Genomic DNA, 24,052 nt, shown 5'->3' with positions numbered 1-24,052 from the left:
TAATATTTATATTTTCATTGCATGTTTTTTCTTGATTTTTAATCCTATATAATGTACAATTGCAACTAACGGAGCTCCTCAAAGAAAAGAGAATGCAATATCACTAACCCAATGTGCACGATTAACAATTAGACCAACTGCCATTGACCAAAAATAAATTAAATACACAACTATTCAAATTATTTTTTTGTAATTCAATGTTTTATTGTTTGAAAGAAAGAAGAAAAATATAAGTCCAATGTTAAGAGTAGCAATTACATGTCCCGAAGGAAATGCTCAATCAACTCAATTATCAAAGAATTTTAATTGTGGATCTGGTTTAAATGGTTTTCCATTAATCACATACCAAGGAAGTTGGATATCAAGCGGTATATTTCCTGCATATTTTCCATCCCCGAGATCAAAACCATGTTTTGCTCAATTTTGAGATAAGTAATAACTCACTCATTCAGGATGTTCTTGCTTCACACTTTCAAGTAAATCTCCATAAATAACATTGTAATAATATGGTCTTGATGTGAGTCCCTTTACTAGGATAATAATAATGTATGAGATGATGCTAAATAAAATAAATTTAATTGATTCAACTCAATATTTGTTTGTTAAAAAATCTTGTGACCTTGCAAACTTAAAATGTAAATATCAACCACCTCAAATAAACAATGCAAGATGAACAAATATAGTTGAAATTAGTGCTACTTTACGATATATAAACTTTGTAGCATATATCGCATCTCCCTCGCTTCCAAAACCGTTACCGGTTTTTATTCCAATATATGCTTTATAACATAACACACAAATAAATATCATTGGATATATAAAGTAACCTGCATTTAGTATTCATCGATATTGAAATCAAAGATTTTTCTTACTATTTTTTGCTTTGACTAAAAATAGAGTTTCAAATATGACCATCGCAGCAAAGAATAAAAAGACACCCAATAGCGTATTACCTGAAATTTCCATAAAAACTGATCAATATCTAGCAAATTCAGATTTTAAAAAAGCTTGCTCAAAAAATTTAGCAAGTTTTAAATCTCCTGAGTATGGGCTTGAGATAATAAAACTAATTAATGAAATAAAGAATAATGCAAGCAAACTAAAAAATACTAAATTAAAGACTGTGTCTTTTTCTTTTTTAGATTTATATCTTACATTGTTGCTCATTTTCAAAATTCTTGTTTTCTATTAATTTAATAATATCAATAAAATAACTGAATTTATCAATATTCTTTAAAACAAAAAAACTGAATTTTGTAATTTCAGCACTATTAATTTTATTGAATTAGTTTAGCATTTATGATACAAAATTATTCATCCTATAAGTTATATAATTAAGTGTGTATAGATATAATAAATACACATAAAATCTCTCTTATAACCTAGAAGAAAACATGAAATATTTACACACATCAATATCTAGCTCAAGTCACTTACTTTATTCATTGAATAGATCAAAAAAACGTGATCTTGCACTAAGTCTCAGTTGAATAATTCAAGCTATTTTCATTTTGATTTATGCAATTGATATTATTTCAATCAAAATTAATGTTGTTGCAACTAATCGCCCAGCAATATTTGCAATTACCATTGCTAAACTTTTCATATTCATTACTATATCAATCATCAATTTTACATTCATAAGTCCAACAATTAATAGATTAATTTCTGACTCAAATAATTTAAAAAATATTCAAAGTTACAGTATTGCAAAATATATTATTGAAAAAGATTCAAATAAGGAAACAAAATCTAGTTTGATTAACTTACAGTTCTATGTTAATTTAATTTGATTTGCTTTCTATATTCTTATTCACACACTTATTATTACTTTTGCATATAAGATACTTCAAGCAAACATGATTGAATTCATCAAGTAATTATTGCATTTGCTTCATTTTCATTGATAAGAATTATATTGATTGACAATCTACTAATTCCACTATTGTATAAGTCAAAATCAAGTAACAAAGTTAACTGTGGAAATACAATCAATTACTTGTGAATTAATTGTTTATTAATGACATATTTTGTTATTTCAATCATTACTGTATGAGCAAATTATACTTTTGATTACTGAAAAGCAGGTTGAACTGGTTTAATCACTATAATTGTTTTATTTGTTGGTATCTTTATTATTTCATATATAACAAAAATAACTGCTATTTTAGTTAAAAATAGAAAAGTTAAAAATAACTTTAAATATCTATCAGCATTTCTAATTACATTTAATTTTGAATGATAATTATTTAATAAAAAATTAGAGTTCCAATCAGGATACTCTATTTTTTTAATTTAGTTATTGGATGAAATTTAACATCTTGAATTCTATTAGATTGATTACTTTTTAATAATTCTAGAAAATAAAATTTCAGTTGCATCTGGAATAAGATTATCAAATTTGGAATGATTATTGATTTGATTATCACTAAACTCATCTAATTTTAAGAATGAAAGAATTTTTTGCATTTTTTTAGGCATTACAATTGAAAGCATAAATGCAATTGCATAAATTCCATTAAGCAATACATCTAATACACAATTTAAACGTTTTTTATTTTCCTTTAAGCTTCAAGGTTTAGTTAAATCAATATATTCATTCAATTTAGATGATAGCAAGATTGCTATCTTTAAAGCTCTATCCGCATGAAAATTATCTAATTCAGTAACATAATCTAAGTAATATTGTGAATATAAACTTAGTGTTTCAATATCTATTGCTTCTAAGTCTTCCTTGATATAAGAAACTCCATTTTCAAAATTTTGGTTAATCATTTTGATTGTGCGATTGACTAGATTTCCAAAATTATTTGCTAAATCTGCATTTAAAACATTGATTAAAAGTTCTTCACTAAAGGAGAAATCACTATCAATATTCACTTGCGAACTAAAAAAATACTTAATTTCTTCGACACCATATTTTTCAATTAGAGGAATAGGCTCAATTACATTTCCCTTTGACTTAGACATTTTTCCTTCAGGTGTAATAATTCATGAATGAACTACTTCTTTTGTTGGAAGGTTTATATCAATACTCTTAAGAAAAATAGGTCAATAAATCGCATGAAATCTTGATATTTCTTTAGCTAAAACATGAATTCTCTCATCTCCATTAACTCAATATTTCAAATAATTCTTTTCATTATTACTCTTATATCCTAATGCACTTAGATAATTAAATAATGCATCAAGTCAAACATAAATTACATGTTGTCTTGAATCATTATATTTTTCCTTTGGTATCTTGATTCCCCAATCAAAAGAAATTCTTGTAATTGATAAATCTTCCAATCCTTTTTGAAGAAAGTTACTTGTTAATTCTTTTTGTATATTTTTATTAGTTAGAAAATTGGGATTAGATGCAAAAAATAAATTAATTCACTCTTGCATCTTTTTCATATTAAAGAAATAACTTTCTTCTTCTATTTCTTGAAGTAGATGTCCAGAAGTTGGATGATAGTATTGATTGTCCTTTAAAATTGCTTGAGTTTTAGTTAAAAATTCCTCATCATTAACCGAATATAATCCTATGTACTTATCCTTGTATAAATATCCTTTTTCAAACATTTTTGAAAAAACTTCAAGTACCATTGATTCATGTTCTTTATTTGTAGTTCGACTATAGAAATCATAATCAATATCAAGCATTTTTCATAAGTTTACAAATTTAAGTGATTCTTTATCAACATATGATTGTGGATCCAAATTTTGCTCTAGCGCTTTTTTTTGAATTTTTTGACCATGCTCATCAATTCCAGTAACAAAAAAAGTATCATATCCTCTTGATTTTTTATAATTCCGATAGACTCATGCTAGCGTTGTAGTTAAAAGATGTCCAATGTGTAAGTTTCCACTTGGATAATAAATTGGAGTTGAAACATAAAAAGTTTTTTTATTTTGCATCTTTAATACCTTCTTTGATTGGAATATACAGTTTTTTTGTTTCTTCATTGTATGAGTGATCGCTTTTATCTTCATTATGTAAATAAATATTAGGTTCAAAAAAAGTTCCTCAACCCGAATTGAATCTTGATTCAACTAAACAGAATTTAGGTTGCGAATTTATTCTTGTATGAATTAGTTGCACTCTTTTTGGTTCAAAGTTATATTTTCTTAATAGACATATTAAATCAATATATCTAGCCATCGGTAGAACAATTGATAAATAACCTTTTTGTTCAATGATTTTAGATGATAAAGAAATAAGTTCCTCAAGATTTAAATTAATTTCATGTGTAGCTAATTTTTGTTCATAAGTCCCTGTGTTTCTAGGTTTATTAAAGTTTTCATTATAGTAAGGAGGATTGGCAATAATTGAAGAATATTTTTTTGCTAACTTATTTCCACATTTGAATGCATATTCTTTTGCATAAACTCTAAAATCAGCTTCAATAACATTGATTTGTTGTTGCATATTATTGAGTTTTACATTTTTTTTAGCCAAGTCAACTGCCTTACTTTGAATTTCAATTGCATCAATCTTAATTCTTTTCGATCTAGCTGCAACAAATATTGAAAGTGCTCCATTATTTGTTCCAATCTCTAAAATATTAGAAACATTTCGATTAATTGAAATAAAGTTGCCTAATAAAATTGTATCAACTGAATAATTAAACATCTCTTTATCTTGATAGACAAAAAGATCATTGCCATAACCTAAATTATTTTTGAAAATACCAACTTTTTTCATCGTCTATTAAATTATATTTAAATATTTAGACACATAACTAAATTAATTTTTGCCTTTATTAGTTATTTAAAAAGTATTTAAATTAATTTCATTTTCTTAATCGCTATTAAGAATCAGAATTTAAAAATTCGAAAGCTAAGTTTCGAATTTTACTATTATTTTTTTGAAACATCGTAGAAAATTATAGGCATTGAAAAATCTTTAACTCAATCTTCTTCAAGATCATCATTACGTTTAAAATGGTTATTTAATTTAAAAGAATAAATATCAAAGATTTTTAGCATATCTTCATGTGTATAAAATCTATTTATATGCTTAATGCCCAGACGCGTATTGATTAGAACTTTTTTATTTGAAAATAATGGAAGAGAATAAACTTTAATTTTATTAGTTCAAAAATCTTTATATTCGTCTGATGAAAACATATCATGAATTGTAAATATAAAATGACTATTTTTATCTCTTAGAAGATTATTGATTTTTTTAAAGAATTTATCAAGATCTCTTTTAGAAATTATATTGGTTAACCCGTTGAAACTAAAGAAGATTAAATCAAATTTGGTATCTTCTTTGAAAGTTAGAATATTTTGCATTAAAAAAGTGATATTTTTTGTATCTTTTAAATTTTTCATTAACTCTTTTGAGATATCAATGGCAATAATTTTTGCTTCTGGAAAAATTTTTTCCAATTCAAAAGTTGTTCTTCCAGTTCCACATCCAATGTCTAAAATACTTGTTATTTTAACTTTCTTAGTAATTAGATCATTTAAGATTAATTTTTCAGATTTTCATAAACCTTTTGTAGTTGTTTCCTTATATTCATCTGAAATTAGTTTGTTGTTGTAATATTTTTTAATTTTTAAATCTCTTAAATCAAACATAGAATAAAAAATCCCCAAACAAGCAATTAAAATAACTGCTGAATAAAATAAATAAGCATAAAAGTATGTAAATTGTATTGTTATCAATGTTAATATCAAATTAATTAGCGATGATAACAGAATTCTAAAGACGATTGATATTCCATTTTGCTTATGAAAATTATGCTTATCAAATAATTCATATGATAATGAATAAAAGATTGGAATGAACAATGAAAATAGAAATTGTTGTGTTGTAGTAATTGCAATATAACTTATCAAATAACTACTTTCTTTTGTATTCTTAAATGGTAATCAAACAAAATTTAAAATTAACATTAAAGCAATTAAGATAATAAAGAATGTTTTTTGATATTTTTCTTTTGATCTTAAAAAATAAGATACTATCACACCAAGCAATGAAAACAAAGTAAAGATTATTGATAAATAAAATCCTCACGTATCAATCTTATAACTAGTCAAACTTGAAAATAATTGCGAGAGTCCAGAGATTTTTGGATACAAGAATATACCAACTAAAAATGTACCACAAAGAATAAAAATTCATGACTTCAATTTAGTTTTTTTAATAATTTGTTTGCTATGATCATTTTCTGTTTGAAAGTTTGTTGATGAACTTGTAGTTTGCAGCGAGAAATATAAGAAACCAGAAATCAAATATGTAACCATATTTAGAATTACTAATCAATAAAATGCTAAATTCTTAAATAAGAAGAATGAAAGAATTGCAGATAAAAGAAGACCAAATGATGTTGCAAATGAGTTAGATATATTTAGCGTTTTCATTTCCTTATTATTTGTTGCAATATAATAAACAACATTTTTTAGATAAATGAATCTAAATGAGTGAATAATTCCAAGGCAAGTATTCAATATGATCAATACGATTGAAAGAATCAATTTATTCTCAATCAGGAATAAATTAATTAACACCGGGATTAGATAAATAAAACTAAAGATATCGGCAATCAATAAAATTTAATTTATCATTCTTTAATTTCTTAACAATTTTCGAACTTAATAGGTAAACAAAGATCGAAGGAAGTTGAATTAATAAATAAAAGATTGTTACTAATCAAAGGTTACCTGTAAATTTATATATAAAAATTGAAGTTCCAAGTTTAAATGCCTCTGAACCTATCATTGATAGAGTAAGAGAACTAGTATATTTTATGTTGTTTTTTGTGTATGTTTTCATCTTTCTAATCCCAAAAATGTAAACTATATAAGTTTATCATTATTAGCATATAGAGATCATTTTTTTATAATTTTTTTTGTCTTTTAACATGAAAATAAAAAAATCTCAATACGCATTGAGATTTATTATTTTTTTAATTTGATTATTTAGCGTTTTTCATTGAGCGCATAACTTGTCTAATTTGTGCTTCCGATGCCTTGCGACCCATTTGTTGGAACATAACCCTAATCATTTTTTCATTAATTGGTGGGTTTTCTCTCAATTGTTTTTCGAATTTTTTCTTTGCAATATACAATGTTACAAATGCCGAAATCGCAGCAAACAACAATGGTAATATAACTAATAATACAATTCCTCAGGTAGGCATTTTTCTCCCTTATTAAATCTTTTTTCTTACTTTCAAAACTATTAACAAAATGATTGCAGGTATTATAAGAATAATTAGTACACTTAAAAAGAATATTTTTGCTCAAAACTTATGTGTTTTGGTTTTTATCTCAGCATAATCTTTATAATTCATTACTTCGTTACCAAAAAATACTTGAATATCACTAATTTTTTTCTTACGATAGATTGTACCGATGATAAATAGCAATAATACCAATAGCATTATACCACAAAGCGTATACACTAAAATGTTAGGGTTTGAAAATGAATTGTGAATTCATTTCTTAAAATCTAGTTTGCCTCATTTTTGATCTTGCAAAGCTCAAAAAATAAGCGTAAATAGTCCAACATAAAATAAAAGTGCAACAACTAATCAGGTTCGGCGTACTTGTTTTTTTAATAATCTTAAGTAAAGTTTCTCGATATATTGCGGTGCTTTTTTATTTCCGTTTCTTAGTTCAATCCGATAGAAAACTATTGATTTTTTAATACCTACAAATTCAATAAGATTGAGTGAAAAATAAGTAAATGAAATCACAATTAAAATAATTGGAATTACATATCAACCTCATGGAATTGATTTAATTGTTGCATCAACAATTTTTAACTTAATAAATAAATCCTTAGCAAAGGCAAACAATAAGCAGGCAATAAAGGAAAATACAAAAACAATACTAAATAAAATCAAACTAATTTTCTTTTGGGTTTTTTCTGACAAAAAAAGTTTATAAATTTCATTTGGAATAACTTTTTCTGGATCAAGAGTTTTTAGAGTTTGCGATATTCTACCTTCATTGCCTTCTTCTGATTGAACGTTCAAATTCAATGAATTTAATTTTTGATCATTAAATAAAAGATTATCAGTTTGATTATTGACAATCAATGGTTTAATTTCCAATGTACACCTCCTTCTTTAATTTAAGTATTAAGTAAAATGATTAGATTTTATTTATTTTTCTTATTGCTAGATGTTTCGGTTTTCAAAATTGCTAAGAAGGCTTCTTGAGGAACTTCAACACTTCCTATTTGTTTCATTCTTTTCTTTCCTTCTTTTTGTTTTTTTAGAAGTTTCTGTCTTCTTGTAACATCGCCTCCATACAATTTTGCTGTAACATCTTTTCTATAGGCCTTAATAGTTTCTCTTGCTATTATTTTACCCCCAATTGCAGCCTGAATTGGAATTTCAAAATTTTTTCTTGGAACAACTTCTTTGAGTTTTTCTGCTAGTTCTCGACTTCGATTATATGCAAAATCACGATGTACAATTAATGCTAAAGCATCAATTTTTTCACCGTTTAGCATAATATCGACTTTAACCAAATCACTTTCGCGAAGTCCAATATGTTCATAATCAAAAGAAGCATATCCTTTTGAGTAACTCTTCATTAAATCAAAGAAATCAAAGATTGTTTCATTTAAAGGTAATTCATAAATTAAACGTCTTCTCTTATCATCAAGATACTCAATATCAATATACTTTCCTCGTTTTGATTGACATAACTCCATAATTGGGCCAATGTATTCTTCTGTCAACATAATCGAAGATCTTATGTATGGCTCTTCAATGCTTTTAATTACACTGCGATCTGGAAACAAGGAAGGATTAGTAATGTATTCAACATTGCCATTTGTTAAGGTTATAACAAATTCAACAGATGGCGCTGTTGCTAAAATATCAATATTGAATTCTCTTTCCAATCTTTCTTGTAATACATCCATGTGTAGTAAGCCTAAGAAACCAATTCGAAACCCAAAACCTAAAGCCTTTGACGTTTCTGGTTCTCAAACGATGGATGAGTCAGATAAACCTATTTTTTCAAGTGCATCCTTTAAAAGATTGTAATCTCTTGTATCGACAGGATAAAATCCAGTATAAACAACTGGTTTCATTTTCTTATACCCTGGGAGAGGATAAGAAATGGGATTATTTGCAAGAGTTATTGTATCCCCGACCGAAACACTTTTAACATCCCTTATTGAAGCAGCAATTCATCCAACTTCACCAGCACTCAGTTTGTCTTTTTTTTCTTCATTAGGATTCTTAACTCCTAATTCTGTAACAAGGTATTTCTTCTTAGTTTGCATGAAATAAATTTCATCTCCAACTTTAAGTTCCCCATTAAAAAGTCTCGTATAAATTACTACGCCTCTATAATTATCAAAGTAACTATCAAAAATTAATGCTTCAAGTGGTTTATTTGGACTTGCTTCTTTAGGATATGGAATTCGCTCAATAATCGCATCAATCACCTTATCAATATTGATTCCTGTTTTAGCTGAAATTAAAATTGCATTGGAAGCGTCAATTCCAATGATATTTTCAATTTCCTTTTTAATTCTTTCTGGATCAGCGCTTGGCAAATCAACCTTATTGATTACAGGAATAATTTCAAGATTATTCTCAATTGCCAAATATACGTTTGCAAGTGTTTGTGCTTGTATTCCTTGTGTTGCATCAACCAATAGAAGCGCTCCTTCACAAGCTGCTAAACTACGGCTAACTTCATAAGTAAAATCAACGTGTCCAGGTGTATCAATTAAATGAAAAACATAGTCCTTATACTTAATTTGAACAGCATTCAATTTAATTGTAATGCCCCGTTCTTGCTCTAAGTCCATTGAATCAAGTAATTGTGGTTTCAAATCTCGTTTACTTACTGTATCAGTATATTCTAAAATACGGTCTGCAAGCGTACTTTTACCATGATCAATATGCGCAATTATTGCAAAATTTCTTATCTTCTCATTTGTCATATTTTTATAATTATAGATATAAAACTAAAATTTATTTATATTTAATTTTTGATACTTATGATTGAATAAGTCTCAAACTTATTAGTACTAAAAATATAATTAAATGAGCATATTTAAAAGATATTTTTGAGATTTTACTAACTCAACTTTTTAATTAAAAAAAATCCTAAATATAAGTTAAAAATGTTTAGCTTTAATAAGAAAAATTTAAATATATTTCGTTAGATAAATAGTCAGAATTTAATTAAAATGAATAAATTTTCAATTTATTATCAATAAAATTGATATTTTTTTGTCATTTTTTTTGCATGATTAACCAATTTTAGTTATACTTTTCATTTTAATATTTCCTCATGATTCTAATGTCTTAAAAACATAGCCATTTAATTAGAAAGTTTAAGTAATCACAAAAATTTATAAAAATTAAAAAAAGGAAAATACAGAATGACAAAAAATAAGAAATTAATCATTGGCATTTCAACTGCAAGCGCAATTTTAGTTCCAACCATTGCCATTCCAACAGCTATATTATTAAGCAAGAAAGATAAGAAACCTATAACTGATAAAAATTTACAGGACGATGAGAGTTCTAATAAAAATAATTACATGCCGTCTGAAATGGCATCTATAGACCTAGATAAGTTATTTGAGAATAAAGAATTAGGATTGATTATTACTAACGATTCAAAACCAACAAGCAAAGAAATTATTGATGCTTTAAAATCTAAATATCCATCTATTGATAGTAGTATTTTTGAAAGTTTAAAGTTAGAAGAAACATCAAATAGTAAGGCAAAATTTTCATCAAATATAAAAGAGAAATATTTAGGTGTTTTAGAAGTAAGTTTTCAAATACAAACAAAATCCCAATACAAAGAAGAAACAAAGAAAGAACTTCAATCTTTATGAGCTAAAGAATTTAAGGGAAAGCTAACTACTACCCAAAACTTCTCTGAGATTTTAGAAGCTGTTATTAGTAAATCAAATCGTAAGCATTCAAAATTATCATTAAAAGATGAAGATAGCAAAAAAGAATTCTATTCAATTTATAAAGAACGAAAGAAACAAAAAGAAGAAAAAAAGGAAAAAGAGGAAGAAAAAGAAAAAGAACAAACACAACCTTCAACTTTTAATCTTCAAATTGATGGCGATGAACTACAATTAGAAATCGGAGAAATTAGTCCTGGAAAAAAAGCTACTAAATACCTTGATAATAGAGGAAATATTAAATCTACTTATGATAGAAATTTAAAGGATTTAGATTCTACTGAAATCCTTGAAATTGGATTTTATCATGATTCTAGAAGTGATGAATTTGTAATTACTTCTTTTCCAAAAAATGTTAAAAAATTACCTAAGAAACTTCCAACATTAATAACAAGTTTAGAAGGTGCTTTTAGAGATCTAGAGAGCGAAAATGTTGATGGAATTGATGAATGAGATACATCAAATATAACTAATATGGAATCTGTGTTTGAAAGAGCCAAGAAGTTCAGTGGGGATATTTCAAAATGAAAAACTGAAAAAGTAAAATCTTTTTCAAATATGTTTAGTTTTGCTGAAAAATTTAATGGAAAACTATCAGATTGAAATACTAATAATGTCGAAAACATGCGCGCTATGTTTTATAATGCTAAGAACTTTAACCAAGACATCTCAAAATGAAAAACTGAAAAAGTAACTGATATGTCATGAATGTTTAACAATGCGCAAACATTCAATCATTCAATTAATGATTGAAATACATCCAAAGTAAAAAATATGTCTCGTATGTTTGAAAACGCTTTACAATTCAATCAAGAATTAAACAAATGAAAAACCGAATCAGTTACTGATATGAGTTATATGTTTTATGGGGCTGTCAAATTTAATAAGCCAATTGGAAATTGAGATACAAAAATGGTTGAAAGTATGGCTCAAATGTTTCATAACGCAAAGGAATTTAATCAAGAAATTAAAAATTGAAATACTGATAAATTAACTAAAAATTATCAATACTATAAATTTGCTGAAGGCTCAATGATTCATGATAATGAAAATCACTTGCCTAACAAATTAAAAGATAAAGTTAAGAAAATGAGAGTGTCATCATCTAGAAATTCTTCAAGATCAGCATTCTAGTCCTTAACCAAAACAAAAAAGATATGACCTACAACAAGATCATATCTTTTTTTTTATTCATTTAACTGATATGGCGGGCAATAAGGGATTCGAACCCTTGCGAGCTATTAACTCCTAACAATTTTCGAGACTGTCCTCTTTGGCCACTTGAGTAATTGCCCAATACTTAACATAATTATTTTAATTTAATTTAAATAATAAATTAGTTTTTATTTATCTAATATAAATTAATTTAAAAAACAAATGAAAAGCAAGCAACCTTAATATATGATGCTTGCTTTCTTAGAAAATGATTTGGCAAATGATATGGCGGGCAATAAGGGATTCGAACCCTTGCGAGCTATTAACTCCTAATAACCTTCCAAGCTATCCTCTTCGTCCACTTGAGTAATTGCCCTTATATAAATTACAATATAACTATTGTATTAGTTATATTCATAAAATAATATAAAATTTTTAAATATGATTTCTTACAATAAAAATAAGACTAAAAAAAATGATAAAAACACTAAGAAAATTAGTAATGTCAATCTGAATGATTCACTCCTAAATACATCAATGAAACATGGATTAAATGACAAGGAAGTATTTGAAAGACAAACAAAATTTGGTTTAAATGAACTAAAAAAAACAAAGAAAATTAATCCTTTTTTAGTTTATTTAAAACAATTTAAGGATGTATTAGTTATTATCTTACTTTTTGCTGCATTGATTTCTTATATTTTAGCAATAGTAAGTGGAGTTAGAAAAAATTGAGAATTTAACACTGAGTTAATTGTTGAATTTATTGAACCTACAATTATTTTATTTGTTGTATTTAGTAATTCACTCATTGGAGCAATTCAAGAAATTAAGAGTGCAAAAGCTGTTGATGCGCTAAATAAACTCAATCCTTTAAAAACTAAAGTGGTAAGAAATAACAATTTAATTATTGTTGATTCGTCTGAAATTACAATTGGTGATATTGTAATGATTGAGGCTGGTGATGTAATTCCTGCTGATGGTTATTTAGTTTTTTCATCGAATCTAAATGTAATTGAAGCATCACTAACTGGTGAAAGTGAACCATCTAATAAAGATTATTTAGCTAAAAGAGATTTAACTTTACCATTAGCTGATCGTAAATTTATGGTTTACTCGTCCTCTGTTGTTGCAACAGGAACTGCATATTTTGTTGTAAGCGCAATTGGACAGCAAACTGAATTAGGAAAAATTTCAAGTGCTATCTCTGAACAAAAAGAAGGTTTAAGTCCTTTACAAACCAAAATTAACAAATTAGGAAAGATTTTTGGATATTTAGGAATTTCTTTATTCTTATGTAGTGTACTTATGCAAATTCTTTTTGCCATACCTAATACTTCACATTTTAAAGATCCACTTTTCTGAAGTACAGTTGCAATTAATGGAGTTTCATTAGCAGTTGCTGCAATTCCTGAAGGTCTAATTGCATTTAGTTCAATTATCTTAGTTATTGGCATACAGCGTATGGCTAAAGAAAGAGCAATTGTCAAAGATTTAATGACAGTTGAAACACTGGGTAGTTGTAGTGTTATATGTTCTGATAAAACTGGAACATTAACTCAAAATAAGATGACAATTATGAAGTTATATACCTTAGAGCAAAATGAACTTGACTTTAATTTTTCTAAGGAAAATAATCAATTTATTCTACATGAAAATTTCCTTAAGTTAATTGAATATGGATCACTTTGTTCTGAAGCAAATTTAGTTTTTGATTCGCAAAACAATCAATTTAAGGAAGTCGGAGATCCAACTGAAATTGCTTTCTTATATCGTTTAAATCAATACTCAGAAACAAAAGAGAAAAAAAATCTAGAAGATAAACACAAAAGAATCTTTGTTTTACCTTTTGACTCAGATCGTAAGTTAATGACAACAATCAATAAAATTAATGACAAATATATTGTTATTGTAAAAGGTGCTCCTGATATTCTAGTTAATAAAATTAATATTTCCAAGACTATAAAAGAACAAATCATAAATAAAAACATTGAGTGATCTAATTCTGCATTCCGGGTTTTAGGTGTAGCCTCAAAAGAAATTGATGATAAGACACTTAATATAATCTTAAATGTTAATGAAAAAGAACAAATGCAATATTTGGAAAATAATCTTTCATTTGATGGTTTGGTTGCAATGATTGATCCTCCAAGAAATGAAGCAAAAGACGCGATTGAAATATGTTTAAGAGCAGGAATTAAACCAATAATGATTACTGGAGACAATATCAATACAGCAATAGCAATCGCAAAAGATTTAAACATTTATAAAGAAGGTGACTTAGCAATCACTGGTGCGCAATTAAATGAATTTGATGATGAAACATTGCTTCAAAATGTTGAAAAATATTCAGTCTATGCCCGTGTAGCACCAAATGATAAATTAAGAATTGTCAATGCTCTTCAAACTAAAAATCATGTTGTAGCAATGACTGGTGATGGTGTCAATGATGCACCGGCACTAAAAAAAGCAGATATTGGATGTGCAATGGGCAGGGTTGGTACTGAAGCATCAAAACAAGCTGCAAACATGATTTTATTAGATGACAATTTTTCAACAATTGTTTTAGCCGTTAAAAATGGTCGTTCAATCTACCAAAAAATAAAGAATGTCATTCAAAACCTTCTTATTACCTCGATTGCTGAAATTATTCTTGTTTTATTTGGTCTTTTAATCTTTACTTTTGTTTTCAAAAGTTGGAAAGAATTAGAAGGAAAAGAAATTTATATTCTATCAGCAACTCAACTTTTATGAATCAATCTATTTACCCATGGTTTTCCTGCAATTGCTTTAGGACTTCAAAACTCAAAAGAAAACTATATGAATAATAGTCCAACTTCAAGAAGTGAATCAATCTTTGCTAAAGGTATGGGAATTAATACCTTATGACAAGGAATCTTAGTAGGGATTATTTCAATGCTTGGTTACTATCTTGGAGCACTATATGCCAAGAATAATAATTTCAATCCAGATGACATTATTAAATCTGCTTCAACAGTCGCATTCCTAGTTTTAGGTATTTCAGCTACATTTAACTCAATTAATTTAATGTCAAAGAAACCAGTGATTCTATCAAACCCTTTTTATTATTGAAAAGTGTATGCTTCAGTAATATTCTCATTATTCTTTTTACTATTAGTTTCGTTTGTAGGAAAAATTGCAACTTTCTTTAAAAGTTACGACAAATTAGCCGAGCATTCAATTCTAATTAGTTATGGACTAGGATTTCCATTGATTCTAATTCCAATTTATGCTACTCACAAAATGACTTTATTACTAATTGAAAAAAGAAAAATGAAACTATCATTATCAAATTAGAAAAATAAATAGATAAATATAAAACTAACTAATCTTAAGTAAGAATAAAATTAAATTAAAAAAAGAGGTAATTTATGTTTGAACCAATTGAACCATATAACACTGGATATTTAAAAGTAGATGAGATTCATACTATCTACTATGAAGAAGTTGGAAACCCAGAAGGAAGTCCAATTCTATTTGTTCATGGTGGCCCTGGGGGAGGGATTTCTGAATCAAGTCGACAATATTTTGATCCAAAATTCTACCGTGTTATCCTTTTTGATCAAAGAGGGTGTGGAAAATCAACTCCATCAGCAGAAATAAGAAATAATACAACTCTTGATTTGGTTGCTGATATGGAAAAATTAAGAGAGCATTTAGGGATAGATCATTGAATTTTATTTGGTGGTTCATGAGGTTCATGTTTGAGTTTGATTTATGCAATTAATCATCCAAAACATACCAAAGGTCTTATTTTAAGAGGAGTTTTTTTAGGACGCAGAGAAGATAATGAATTTCTATACCAAGAAGGAACTTCATATTTAATACCAGATGGGTTTGATGAATTTATTTCAATCATTCCAAAAGAAGAAAGAAATAACTTAATTGTTGCATACAACAAATATTTAAACTCAGATAATTTGGATGTTGCATATAGGGCTGCATACCACTGAGCCAAATGGGAATTAAGCAATCTTGCACTTAAACAAATACCTGATCTAGAAGTTATATTAGAAAATAACAAAACCAATCTAGAATTAGCTAGACTTGAAAATCATTATTTTATTAATGATATCTTTTTAGATGATGATAACTATATTTTAAATAATATTGAAAAAATAAAGGATATTCCAACAATCATTATTCATGGTAGATATGATCTTATCTGTCGTCCAATTGGTGCATATTTGTTACACAAAAATTTGGCTAACTCTAAATTATATTTTGTTACAGCAGGACATTCATCTAAGGAAGAAGAGATTGCTAAAAAACTAGTTGAGGCAACTGAGGAATTTAAAGATCTCTAAAAGAAATTAACTAGATTTTTAAAGTCTTAGATTAGATTAAAAAATTCAAATGTTCTTAACATAGAGATACATTTGAATTTTTTTTAACTATTTATTTAGAAAAATACACTCATTTTGATTCATTTATACTTGAATTCTAATATCTACTTTATTGATTCTAATATATTAAGTATTCCCTTCTTCTCTAAATCATCAAGATTAAAAATATTATCTATTGATAATAAGGCATCTTTTAGATGGTTTTTTTCTTTAATTCAACCAAATCCGTCCGTAATTCATAGAAAATGGAAGTTATTGATCTTTCTTAAATCATCTAATAGATTTTTATAAGACCTTACTATTTCAGAAACTTTCGAACCACCACTCTTATAATAATTACATTCAACTGCATATATTTGTTTTTTATACTTTATAACAAAGTCAAATTTTTTAATTGGTAACTCATTTAAAATATCAATTTTAAAAATATCTATAAGCTTTTTAGTGGTCATTTGGGTAAAAAAATCAACTTCTTTTTTGAAATTAGAATCGACTAAATATTTTTCAACCAATTGCTCCATCTTTTTGCCATTACGATTTTTTCTTGAATTACTATCAAGTCCAACCTCAATTCCTAAAACATAGTCGATAAGGGAAGACATTTTCATTTTCTGAAGAAATTTGAATAATCCAATTTCTTCTAAAAAATTTGCATACTCCTCAAAAGTATGGTTAATATTTTTAAAATCAAACTCAATAATTCTGCCTTCATCATTTATTAATATTTTTGTATCTCTTGTTCCTAATAAAATAGGTACTATTTATAAAATGGAATGGTCGTTCTTTATTAGATTTGTAAAATCGCTTTCTATATTTGTTGACTCAATTATTGAATTTAATTTATCCAGTTTTTCTCTTTTTGAAATAAAATTTCATTCTACTTTTGAAAAATTAACATAGTAATCTCAATCTTCAATTCCTTTTTTCATTGTATTGAGTAATTCGTCAATATTTTTATTCATAATTTAATTTTACTAGAAGTTAGTAATTATTAATTCTTCAACATTTCCTCTTCTTTTAGCATCAGAGTTAATTATTCTTCTTGCCTCAATAACGTGTTTATTAAAATCCTTATACAATTCATTTATAAAGGGAGTGTTGTGGTTTGAAAGCATCACTTTTACACCTCTTTTTGATAACTTAAGAGCAACATTTCTTAATCTAATTTGTTCATCCTTACCAAATTTTTTAGAATCATAATTTGTAAATGAATTCTTGTCAGTGTAACTGTCATAAGGAGGATCAAAATAAACAAAATCACCTTTTTTTGCATCTTTAACACATTCTTCAAAGTCTTCATTTTTAATAGCTACATTAGAAATAGAAAAATACTTATAAATATCTAAAAAATTTTCTTTATCAAAAGCATTAATTTTTTGCTTATTTCCATATGGAGTGTTATAAAAACCTTTACTATTAACTCTATAAAGTCCATTAAAACAAGCCTTATTTAAATATATTAACCTTGCTGCCCTTTGATAGTCTTTTAATTTCTCAAAAGAATTGCTCTGATCTAAATTTCTTACTTGATAATAATATTCTTCAGAATGATTTAACTCATGCATCTCTAATTCTTTAATTAACTTATTAAGTTTGTATTTATCTAAAAAACATTGATATGCATACATTAATTCCTTATTACTATCATTGATTATTATTGTATTAGGCTTAAGATTAAAAAGGAGTGCTCCTCCACCAATAAATGGCTCATAGTATCGATTAAATTCTTTTGGTATAAATTCAATTAATTTATTAAGAATTTGATTCTTACCACCAGCTCATTTTACAAAAGGTTTTGACTTTAGGTCATTATTATCTTCAAGTAATTGACTCATTTTTATATTTAAGGAATTAGCTAATTTTTGTATAGTTTCAATTGTAACGTTAGAACTTCCGTTTTCAATTTTTGAAATATATTCTCTTTTAAAATTGCATAACTGCGAAAGCTCATTTTGAGATAATCCTCTTTTTTCACGTAATGTTTTGATTTTAGTTCCAAATGATCTTAATAATTCTGATTTCATGATTATTCATTTTATCATAAATGTGTATTATAAGTTACATTTAAAGTATTATTATCTATATCAAAAAATTAAAGAATTTTACTTATAGTATTTTTTTGAAATCTTAAATTCTTTTAAGTTTTAGAAATTATTCTTAACTTCGTAAATAAAATAAAAAAGGTGTTCTATTTTAATATTTTTAATCAGATTTTTTAAAAGAAAATTCAATCTTTTTCAATAGTTTTAAATCGTATTTAAAAACTTAACACGATTATTTGAATGAGTATAAAATAAAGTTATGATAAACAAAAATGAAGCAAGAACAAAAAAACTTCTTGAAAGAAAAAAACTTAGCAGTGATTATTTTATAAAATCAAATATTGCAATATCAAGGAAAGTTATTTACCTAATTAAGAAGAAAAAATTTAAAAATATTGGGATCTACTTATCAACAAAATTTGAAGTTCAGACTAATGAAATAATCAAGTGATGTTTTCTAAATAATATTAATGTTTTTGTTCCAAAAGTTTTGGACAAAAGAAATATGGAAATGGTCTTAATTACTAAGGATTCGAAATATGTAGCTAACACTTTTAAAATCAATGAACCCTTTGCTTTTAAAAGTGCTAATCTAAATGATATTGAATGTATTTTTTGCCCATTAGTAGCTTTTGATGATAATCTTAATCGCCTTGGTATGGGAGGTGGTTTCTATGATTCGTTTTTTAATTCTCATCAACAAAATTATCTAAAAATTGGTATTGCTTTTGATAAACAAAAACTAGATGATATCCTTGAGATTGAAGACCATGATTGCAAGTTAGATTTAATTATTACTGAGAAAAAAATTTATCAATAGTAATTAAAATAACATAAAGAATCAAACTTACTTAAACTTAATAAATTGTTTTTGCTACTTATAAATTTTCTTTAGAACATATAAATATACTCGTTTAATTCTTGAAGCTGTATATCTTTTTGAGGTACATGCTGCAATAAATTCATCATAACTTTCTTTATTTATATTTTTTTTGAATAGATTTTCCATCCCTTCTGACATTAAGGTAATTTTTGCTAACTTGGAAGCATCTGTTTTTTTTACTATTTTTTGAAACTTAGGATAGGTATCTTCAATTCTTTTAATTCTCTTAATCTTCATTGGAGAATATAAAGAAATATCTTGCTTTTCTTTTAACATTTTTCTTAGATTAGTGCCTGAAGCATAGATAAAATTGCTTTCATCTGAAGCATGAGCAATAGTTCTTTTAATACAATCTAATTCAATATCTAAATTATTATCGATGATATATTTTGTATACTCAAATCCTAAAATATCTTCTGGAATATTTTCATCACTAATAAGCATTCTTAGAGATTCAAAAGATGCAGCAACATAGGACTTACCACTCTTTAAGATTCGTTTAATATTTTCATCATAGGTTGTTTTATTGCTTTTAATTATCTTAGCTGCATTGATATATTTACTGATGTCATTTGTATCTGAGACACCAAAAAAAAGCAGATCAATATGATGCTTAGATAGAAGTTTTATTGCATTGGAAGCAAAAACTGTTGCTGCTTGTGTTGAGGTTTTAAAGTCTAATTTTAAAACTTGATTAACACCATATTTTTTACATATTGCTTTTCTTTTAGCAAAAGAAGCAACTGCAATTTCACCTCTTTGCGTGTAATTTGAAGATAGGGCAACAATTATTTTTGATTGCGGATATTTCTCTCTGATTTTATTTAATAGATAAATATGCCCATTATGAAATGGATTAAATTCCGCAATCAAACCGATTTTTTTCATATCAAATAATATTTCCTTATCAAATAGTTTTTTTATCATCTAACAACTTAATCCAAATAAGCATTTATTAACTAAATTATAGTAATATAATTACATAAAATTTAAAGCATCCTATTTTTATTTTTAAATACTTTTAAAGACAGTGGGATTTAGATTTTAAAAATAGAAAACTAAGATCGGAATTGAATATGAGCAATTTATCAATAGAAAATGTTGCAAAAAAAATGCATGTAACGCAAGAACAAGTTACCAAAACACTAGAACTTCTAAATGAAGGGGCAACAGTCCCATTTATTTCACGTTATCGTAAAGATGTTACTGGTGGACTGGATGAGGAACAAGTTCAACAAGTAGCTACCTTATATGAATATGATGTTGAATTACAAAAAAGAAAAGAATATGTTAGATCAGTTCTTGAAGAAAAGAAACTTCTTAATGATGAAATAGCAAAAAAAATTGAACAAGCCCAAACTAAGCAAGAAATAGAAAACATTTATGAACCCTTTAAAGTTGGCAAGAAAACTAAAGCAACTGACGCTTTAGCACTTGGACTTGGTCCTTTAGCGCAGTTAATTATGACTAATAAAGATGAAAAATTTAATGTTTATAAGGAAGCTGCTAAATATATAAACAATGACACCCTAAAAAAAGCTGATGAAGTAATTGAACAAACTAAATATATTATTGCTCAAGATATCTCGCAAGATATAAATGTTCGCGATTATGTTAAAAGTCAGCTATATGACTATGGAATCATCATCACCAAGAAAAAAAATACTGATGATCCAGGACAAACCTTTAAACAATACTATGATTACAAAGAAAAGGTTAAGTATATCCCTAATCATCGAATTTTAGCAATTTCAAGAGGCGAAGAAAAAAATATCATATCTTATACCATTGAGTTCAATGAGAAAGTAATTATTTATCATTTAAATAATAAATTCTTTATTAATAAACGAACAGCCAAGATCATCAACGAAGCAATAAAAGATTCATTAGAACGTTTAATTGTTCCTTCAATCATTCGCGAAATTAAAACTGATCTATTTAAAAGAGCAGAAGTTGAGGCAATCGAAGTATTTGCTAAGAATCTTGAAGATCTTCTTTTATCCCCTGCAACAAAAAACAAAAGAATTTTATCAATCGATCCAGGATATACCAATGGTTGTAAATGTGTAGTCATTGATGCAAATGGTAATTATCTTGAAGGTTTCATTGTTTACCCTTTCTCAAATTCAAAAGAAAAATTTCTTGAAACAGTTAAAAAAATGCATAGCATTCTAGATAATCATCAAATTGATTTGATTGTAATTGGTAATGGAACTGCTAGTCGTGAAACTGAAGAATTCATTGCTAGATTCTTAACAAACCGTCATACGAATAATAAAAATTTAGATACTAAATTTGCAATTGTAAGTGAAGTTGGTGCCTCAGTATATTCAGCTTCCAAAATTGCTCAGGAAGAATTTCCAGATTTAGAATTAGAATTTAGATCCGCAATCAACATTGGACGTAAATTCCAAGACCCATTGAATGAATTAATTAAGATTGATCCAAAATCCTTAGGTATTGGCCAATATCAACATGATGTCAATCAAAAAGAACTAGCTAATAAACTTTCATTTAAAGTTGAAAAAGCAGTAAATATGGTCGGCGTTGACTTGAATACAGCAACAAAATTTATTTTAGAATATGTTTCAGGTCTATCTAAAACAATAGCTCAAAACATTGTTGACTATCGTAAAGAAAATGGTCTTTTTAAATCAAGAAGCGAACTTAAAAACGTAAAAGGATTAGGTCCAAAAGCATATGAACAATGTGCTGGATTCCTAAGAATTTATGATTCTGAAAACTTTTATGATAAAACAAATATTCATCCAGATTCTTATGAGTTAGCTAACAAGATTGTCAAAACACTAGAAATCAATTTAAATGATATTGACAAAGAATATCTTTTAAGTATAGATAAAAAAGAATTAGCTTCGAAACTAAATTCAAATGAGTATGAAGTAAGTTTAATTATTGATTCATTAATTTCACCAGGTAAAGATATAAGAGACGATAAAAAAGGTTTCATTGTCAATGATAAAGTATTAAAGTTTGAAGATCTTTTTGTCGGTCAAAAAATAATTGGACAAGTTCAAAATATTACAAACTTCGGAGTCTTTGTTTACATTGGACTTAAAGAAAATGTTCTAATCCATATTACTAATATGAAAAAAGATACAAATCATTACATCGAACATCCAACACAAGTAGTTTCAATCGGTGATAATATCAATATAGAAATAATTGAGATTGATAAAGATAACAAAAAAATTCAAGGAAAAATTCTTTGAAACATTGAATAAATTATTGAATATCAATTAATTACAAGGTTAATACAATAACCTTTTCATCAGTTAAATAAAAAACCTCATAGTTCAAATGCTATTGAGGTTTTTTTTAATAAGTTAATTTAGGAATTTAAACTCTTTTACTAGTCGTCTCTTATTTGAATTTTTACATCTAGAATTTAATTAATAATTTATTTATTTTATTGATATTATTAATACTAGCAAACATAAGAAAAGATTAAAAATGGATAACAAAGTAAGTTATAAAATTAAAAAAGAAAAAGACACAATCTTTAATTTAGTATTTTTTGGCTTACTTCTATTATTTTTTATTTAACTAATTAGCTTTATTATTTCATCTCCTTATTCAGTTGATTTGAAACTTGCTAAATTCTTTGAACAAGGATTTTTAAAATCTGAATTTATAAGATATTGATCAGCTTTTTTTGAGATTTCAGGTAACACGCTATTAGGTGTCTTTTTGTTTTTTGTTGTTATGGTTATCATTGAAAGTCTTTATTCATACAAGACTAAGAATAACCAAAGAAATTTTTGATCTAAAACTAAATGAATATTACCTTTAGTTTATTTTATATATCCAATAATCTATATTTTGATGATTTCATTAAGTGCACATAATGAAATAAGAACCGGCAACGGTTTTGGAACTGGGGGGGAGATGCGGTATATGCTACAAAGTTTATATATCGTAAAGTAGCATTAATTTTAAGTATTCTTCTAAATTCAGTTTTCTTTATTTTCGGAGGTTTGTTTTTACATCTTAAATTTTCTAAATCAAAGGATTTTTTAACAAACAAATATTGAGTTGAATCAATTAAATTTATTTTATTTAACTTAATTTCTTATTTTATTATCCTTTTGCTTAAAGGGATGACATCAAGGCCATACTACTACAATGTTATTTATGGAGATTTACTTGAAAGTGTAAAACAAGAGCATCCTGAATGAGTTAGTTATTATTTAAATCAAAATGTCTTTAGACATGGTTTTAATTATGGTGATGGTGTATTTCGTTGAAATATCCCTTCATACATCAAACTTCCTTGGTATGTCATTAATGGTAAAGCCTTTCATCCTGATCCAAGAATGAATTTTTTTAATAAGTGATTTCGATGAGCATTTCCTTCAGGACATGTAATTGCTACTCTTAACATTGGACTTATATTTTTCTTCTTTCTTTCAAACAATAAAAAATTAAATTGAAAGAAAGTAATTTGAATTATTATTTACCAGATTTATTTTTGGTCTATGACTTTTGCTTTAATTGTTAACCGCGGTCATTGGGTTAGTGATATTGCATTTTCATATGTTTGGGGTATACCAGTTGTTGTATTTGTACATTACATTGGTATAAAAATCAAGCAAAAAACTTGAACCAAAATCAAAATTAAGAAAGCAAGATGAATAAGTGCAAAATAAACTAAATAATCAATAATTTAAAAAATACTTTAATTTTTTAG

At 26.4% G+C, this 24,052-nt stretch carries 21 protein-coding genes and 2 tRNA genes; 9 read left to right on the top strand and 14 right to left on the bottom strand.

Features of this window, described 5'->3' with window-relative positions; genetic code table 4:
• Positions 1-6 precede the first annotated feature (6 nt).
• Positions 7-1,167, bottom strand: a complete 1,161-nt coding sequence (locus BCF89_RS07475; RefSeq protein ID WP_111518020.1) for a phosphatase PAP2 family protein — start codon at positions 1,165-1,167, stop codon at positions 7-9.
• A gap of 227 nt (positions 1,168-1,394) precedes the next feature.
• Here BCF89_RS07475 and BCF89_RS07470 point away from each other — a divergent pair, with 227 nt between their 5' ends.
• Positions 1,395-1,880: a hypothetical protein gene (locus BCF89_RS07470; protein WP_111518019.1), complete on the top strand. Its 486-nt coding sequence runs from the start codon at positions 1,395-1,397 to the stop codon at positions 1,878-1,880.
• A 140-nt stretch (positions 1,881-2,020) separates the two neighbouring features.
• On the top strand, positions 2,021-2,245 hold the full coding sequence (locus tag BCF89_RS07465; protein WP_111518018.1) for a hypothetical protein: 225 nt from the start codon (positions 2,021-2,023) through the stop codon (positions 2,243-2,245).
• A gap of 95 nt (positions 2,246-2,340) precedes the next feature.
• Here the strand turns inward: BCF89_RS07465 and metG are convergent, their stop codons facing one another.
• From metG to lepA, 7 genes are all read right to left on the bottom strand, one after another.
• The gene (gene metG / locus BCF89_RS07460; protein ID WP_111518017.1) at positions 2,341-3,903 is read right to left on the bottom strand and encodes a methionine--tRNA ligase; all 1,563 of its coding nucleotides are present in this window, start codon (positions 3,901-3,903) and stop codon (positions 2,341-2,343) included.
• Positions 3,893-4,690 (bottom strand): tRNA1(Val) (adenine(37)-N6)-methyltransferase, encoded by a 798-nt coding sequence (locus tag BCF89_RS00445; RefSeq protein WP_111518016.1) that lies wholly within the window; start codon positions 4,688-4,690, stop codon positions 3,893-3,895. The genes metG and BCF89_RS00445 overlap by 11 nt, the downstream gene beginning before the upstream one ends.
• A 155-nt stretch (positions 4,691-4,845) precedes the next feature.
• Positions 4,846-6,444, bottom strand: coding sequence for an MFS transporter (locus tag BCF89_RS07455; protein WP_211305404.1), 1,599 nt, complete (start codon positions 6,442-6,444; stop codon positions 4,846-4,848).
• Positions 6,445-6,523: 79 nt separating this feature from the next.
• On the bottom strand, positions 6,524-6,769 hold the full coding sequence (locus BCF89_RS07450; protein ID WP_211305403.1) for a hypothetical protein: 246 nt from the start codon (positions 6,767-6,769) through the stop codon (positions 6,524-6,526).
• Between the two features lie 142 nt (positions 6,770-6,911).
• Positions 6,912-7,136 carry a YneF family protein gene (locus BCF89_RS00430; protein ID WP_111518014.1) on the bottom strand — a complete coding sequence of 75 codons (225 nt, stop codon included), beginning with the start codon at positions 7,134-7,136 and terminating at the stop codon, positions 6,912-6,914.
• A 12-nt stretch (positions 7,137-7,148) separates the two neighbouring features.
• On the bottom strand, positions 7,149-8,054 hold the full coding sequence (locus BCF89_RS07445) for an MSC_0882 family membrane protein (RefSeq protein ID WP_111518012.1): 906 nt from the start codon (positions 8,052-8,054) through the stop codon (positions 7,149-7,151).
• A gap of 47 nt (positions 8,055-8,101) precedes the next feature.
• Positions 8,102-9,910, bottom strand: a complete 1,809-nt coding sequence (gene lepA / locus BCF89_RS00420) for a translation elongation factor 4 (protein ID WP_111518010.1) — start codon at positions 9,908-9,910, stop codon at positions 8,102-8,104.
• A gap of 444 nt (positions 9,911-10,354) precedes the next feature.
• On the opposite strand from lepA, the gene BCF89_RS07440 reads away from it, so the two are divergent.
• Positions 10,355-12,031, top strand: a complete 1,677-nt coding sequence (locus BCF89_RS07440) for a BspA family leucine-rich repeat surface protein (RefSeq protein WP_111518008.1) — start codon at positions 10,355-10,357, stop codon at positions 12,029-12,031.
• A 71-nt stretch (positions 12,032-12,102) separates the two neighbouring features.
• Here BCF89_RS07440 and BCF89_RS00410 read toward each other — a convergent pair.
• Both BCF89_RS00410 and BCF89_RS00405 read right to left on the bottom strand, forming a co-directional pair.
• Positions 12,103-12,192: transfer RNA gene (locus BCF89_RS00410), tRNA-Ser, on the bottom strand.
• A gap of 146 nt (positions 12,193-12,338) precedes the next feature.
• Positions 12,339-12,428 (bottom strand) — tRNA-Ser (locus tag BCF89_RS00405).
• Between the two features lie 65 nt (positions 12,429-12,493).
• On the opposite strand from BCF89_RS00405, the gene BCF89_RS07435 reads away from it, so the two are divergent.
• A complete protein-coding gene (locus BCF89_RS07435) occupies positions 12,494-15,370 on the top strand; it encodes a cation-translocating P-type ATPase (RefSeq protein ID WP_277870033.1) in 2,877 nt (958 codons plus the stop codon).
• A 74-nt stretch (positions 15,371-15,444) separates the two neighbouring features.
• Positions 15,445-16,380, top strand: a complete 936-nt coding sequence (gene pip, locus BCF89_RS07430) for a prolyl aminopeptidase (protein ID WP_111518006.1) — start codon at positions 15,445-15,447, stop codon at positions 16,378-16,380.
• Between the two features lie 143 nt (positions 16,381-16,523).
• Here the strand turns inward: pip and BCF89_RS00390 are convergent, their stop codons facing one another.
• The 3 genes from BCF89_RS00390 to BCF89_RS00380 are packed head-to-tail and all read right to left on the bottom strand — an operon-like array spanning position 16,524 to position 18,443.
• Positions 16,524-17,165 carry a DpnII family type II restriction endonuclease gene (locus BCF89_RS00390; RefSeq protein ID WP_277870034.1) on the bottom strand — a complete coding sequence of 214 codons (642 nt, stop codon included), beginning with the start codon at positions 17,163-17,165 and terminating at the stop codon, positions 16,524-16,526.
• Between the two features lie 15 nt (positions 17,166-17,180).
• The gene (locus BCF89_RS07425; RefSeq protein ID WP_111518002.1) at positions 17,181-17,381 is read right to left on the bottom strand and encodes a DpnII family type II restriction endonuclease; all 201 of its coding nucleotides are present in this window, start codon (positions 17,379-17,381) and stop codon (positions 17,181-17,183) included.
• 12 nt (positions 17,382-17,393) lie between these two features.
• Positions 17,394-18,443, bottom strand: coding sequence for a Dam family site-specific DNA-(adenine-N6)-methyltransferase (locus BCF89_RS00380; protein ID WP_111518000.1), 1,050 nt, complete (start codon positions 18,441-18,443; stop codon positions 17,394-17,396).
• Between the two features lie 277 nt (positions 18,444-18,720).
• On the opposite strand from BCF89_RS00380, the gene BCF89_RS00375 reads away from it, so the two are divergent.
• On the top strand, positions 18,721-19,281 hold the full coding sequence (locus tag BCF89_RS00375; protein WP_277870032.1) for a 5-formyltetrahydrofolate cyclo-ligase: 561 nt from the start codon (positions 18,721-18,723) through the stop codon (positions 19,279-19,281).
• Between the two features lie 54 nt (positions 19,282-19,335).
• Here BCF89_RS00375 and BCF89_RS00370 read toward each other — a convergent pair whose 3' ends face one another.
• Entirely contained in the window at positions 19,336-20,232 is an 897-nt protein-coding gene (locus BCF89_RS00370; RefSeq protein WP_111518125.1) for a nucleotidyltransferase, read from the bottom strand.
• A gap of 188 nt (positions 20,233-20,420) precedes the next feature.
• Here BCF89_RS00370 and BCF89_RS00365 point away from each other — a divergent pair, with 188 nt between their 5' ends.
• The 3 genes from BCF89_RS00365 to BCF89_RS07415 all read left to right on the top strand — a co-directional run bounded on the left by BCF89_RS00365 (position 20,421) and on the right by BCF89_RS07415 (position 24,011).
• A complete protein-coding gene (locus BCF89_RS00365; RefSeq protein WP_111517998.1) occupies positions 20,421-22,586 on the top strand; it encodes a helix-hairpin-helix domain-containing protein in 2,166 nt (721 codons plus the stop codon).
• Between the two features lie 361 nt (positions 22,587-22,947).
• Entirely contained in the window at positions 22,948-23,289 is a 342-nt protein-coding gene (locus BCF89_RS07420; RefSeq protein WP_277870031.1) for a hypothetical protein, read from the top strand.
• Between the two features lie 173 nt (positions 23,290-23,462).
• Positions 23,463-24,011, top strand: a complete 549-nt coding sequence (locus BCF89_RS07415; protein WP_277870030.1) for a phosphatase PAP2 family protein — start codon at positions 23,463-23,465, stop codon at positions 24,009-24,011.
• Positions 24,012-24,052 lie beyond the last annotated feature (41 nt).

The organism is Metamycoplasma auris, from assembly GCF_003253435.1.
Taxonomy (GTDB): Bacteria; Bacillota_I; Bacilli_A; order Mycoplasmatales; family Metamycoplasmataceae; genus Metamycoplasma; species Metamycoplasma auris.
Note: the sequence above shows the minus strand (reverse complement) of the source record. Positions and strands in the feature narration are given on the sequence as shown.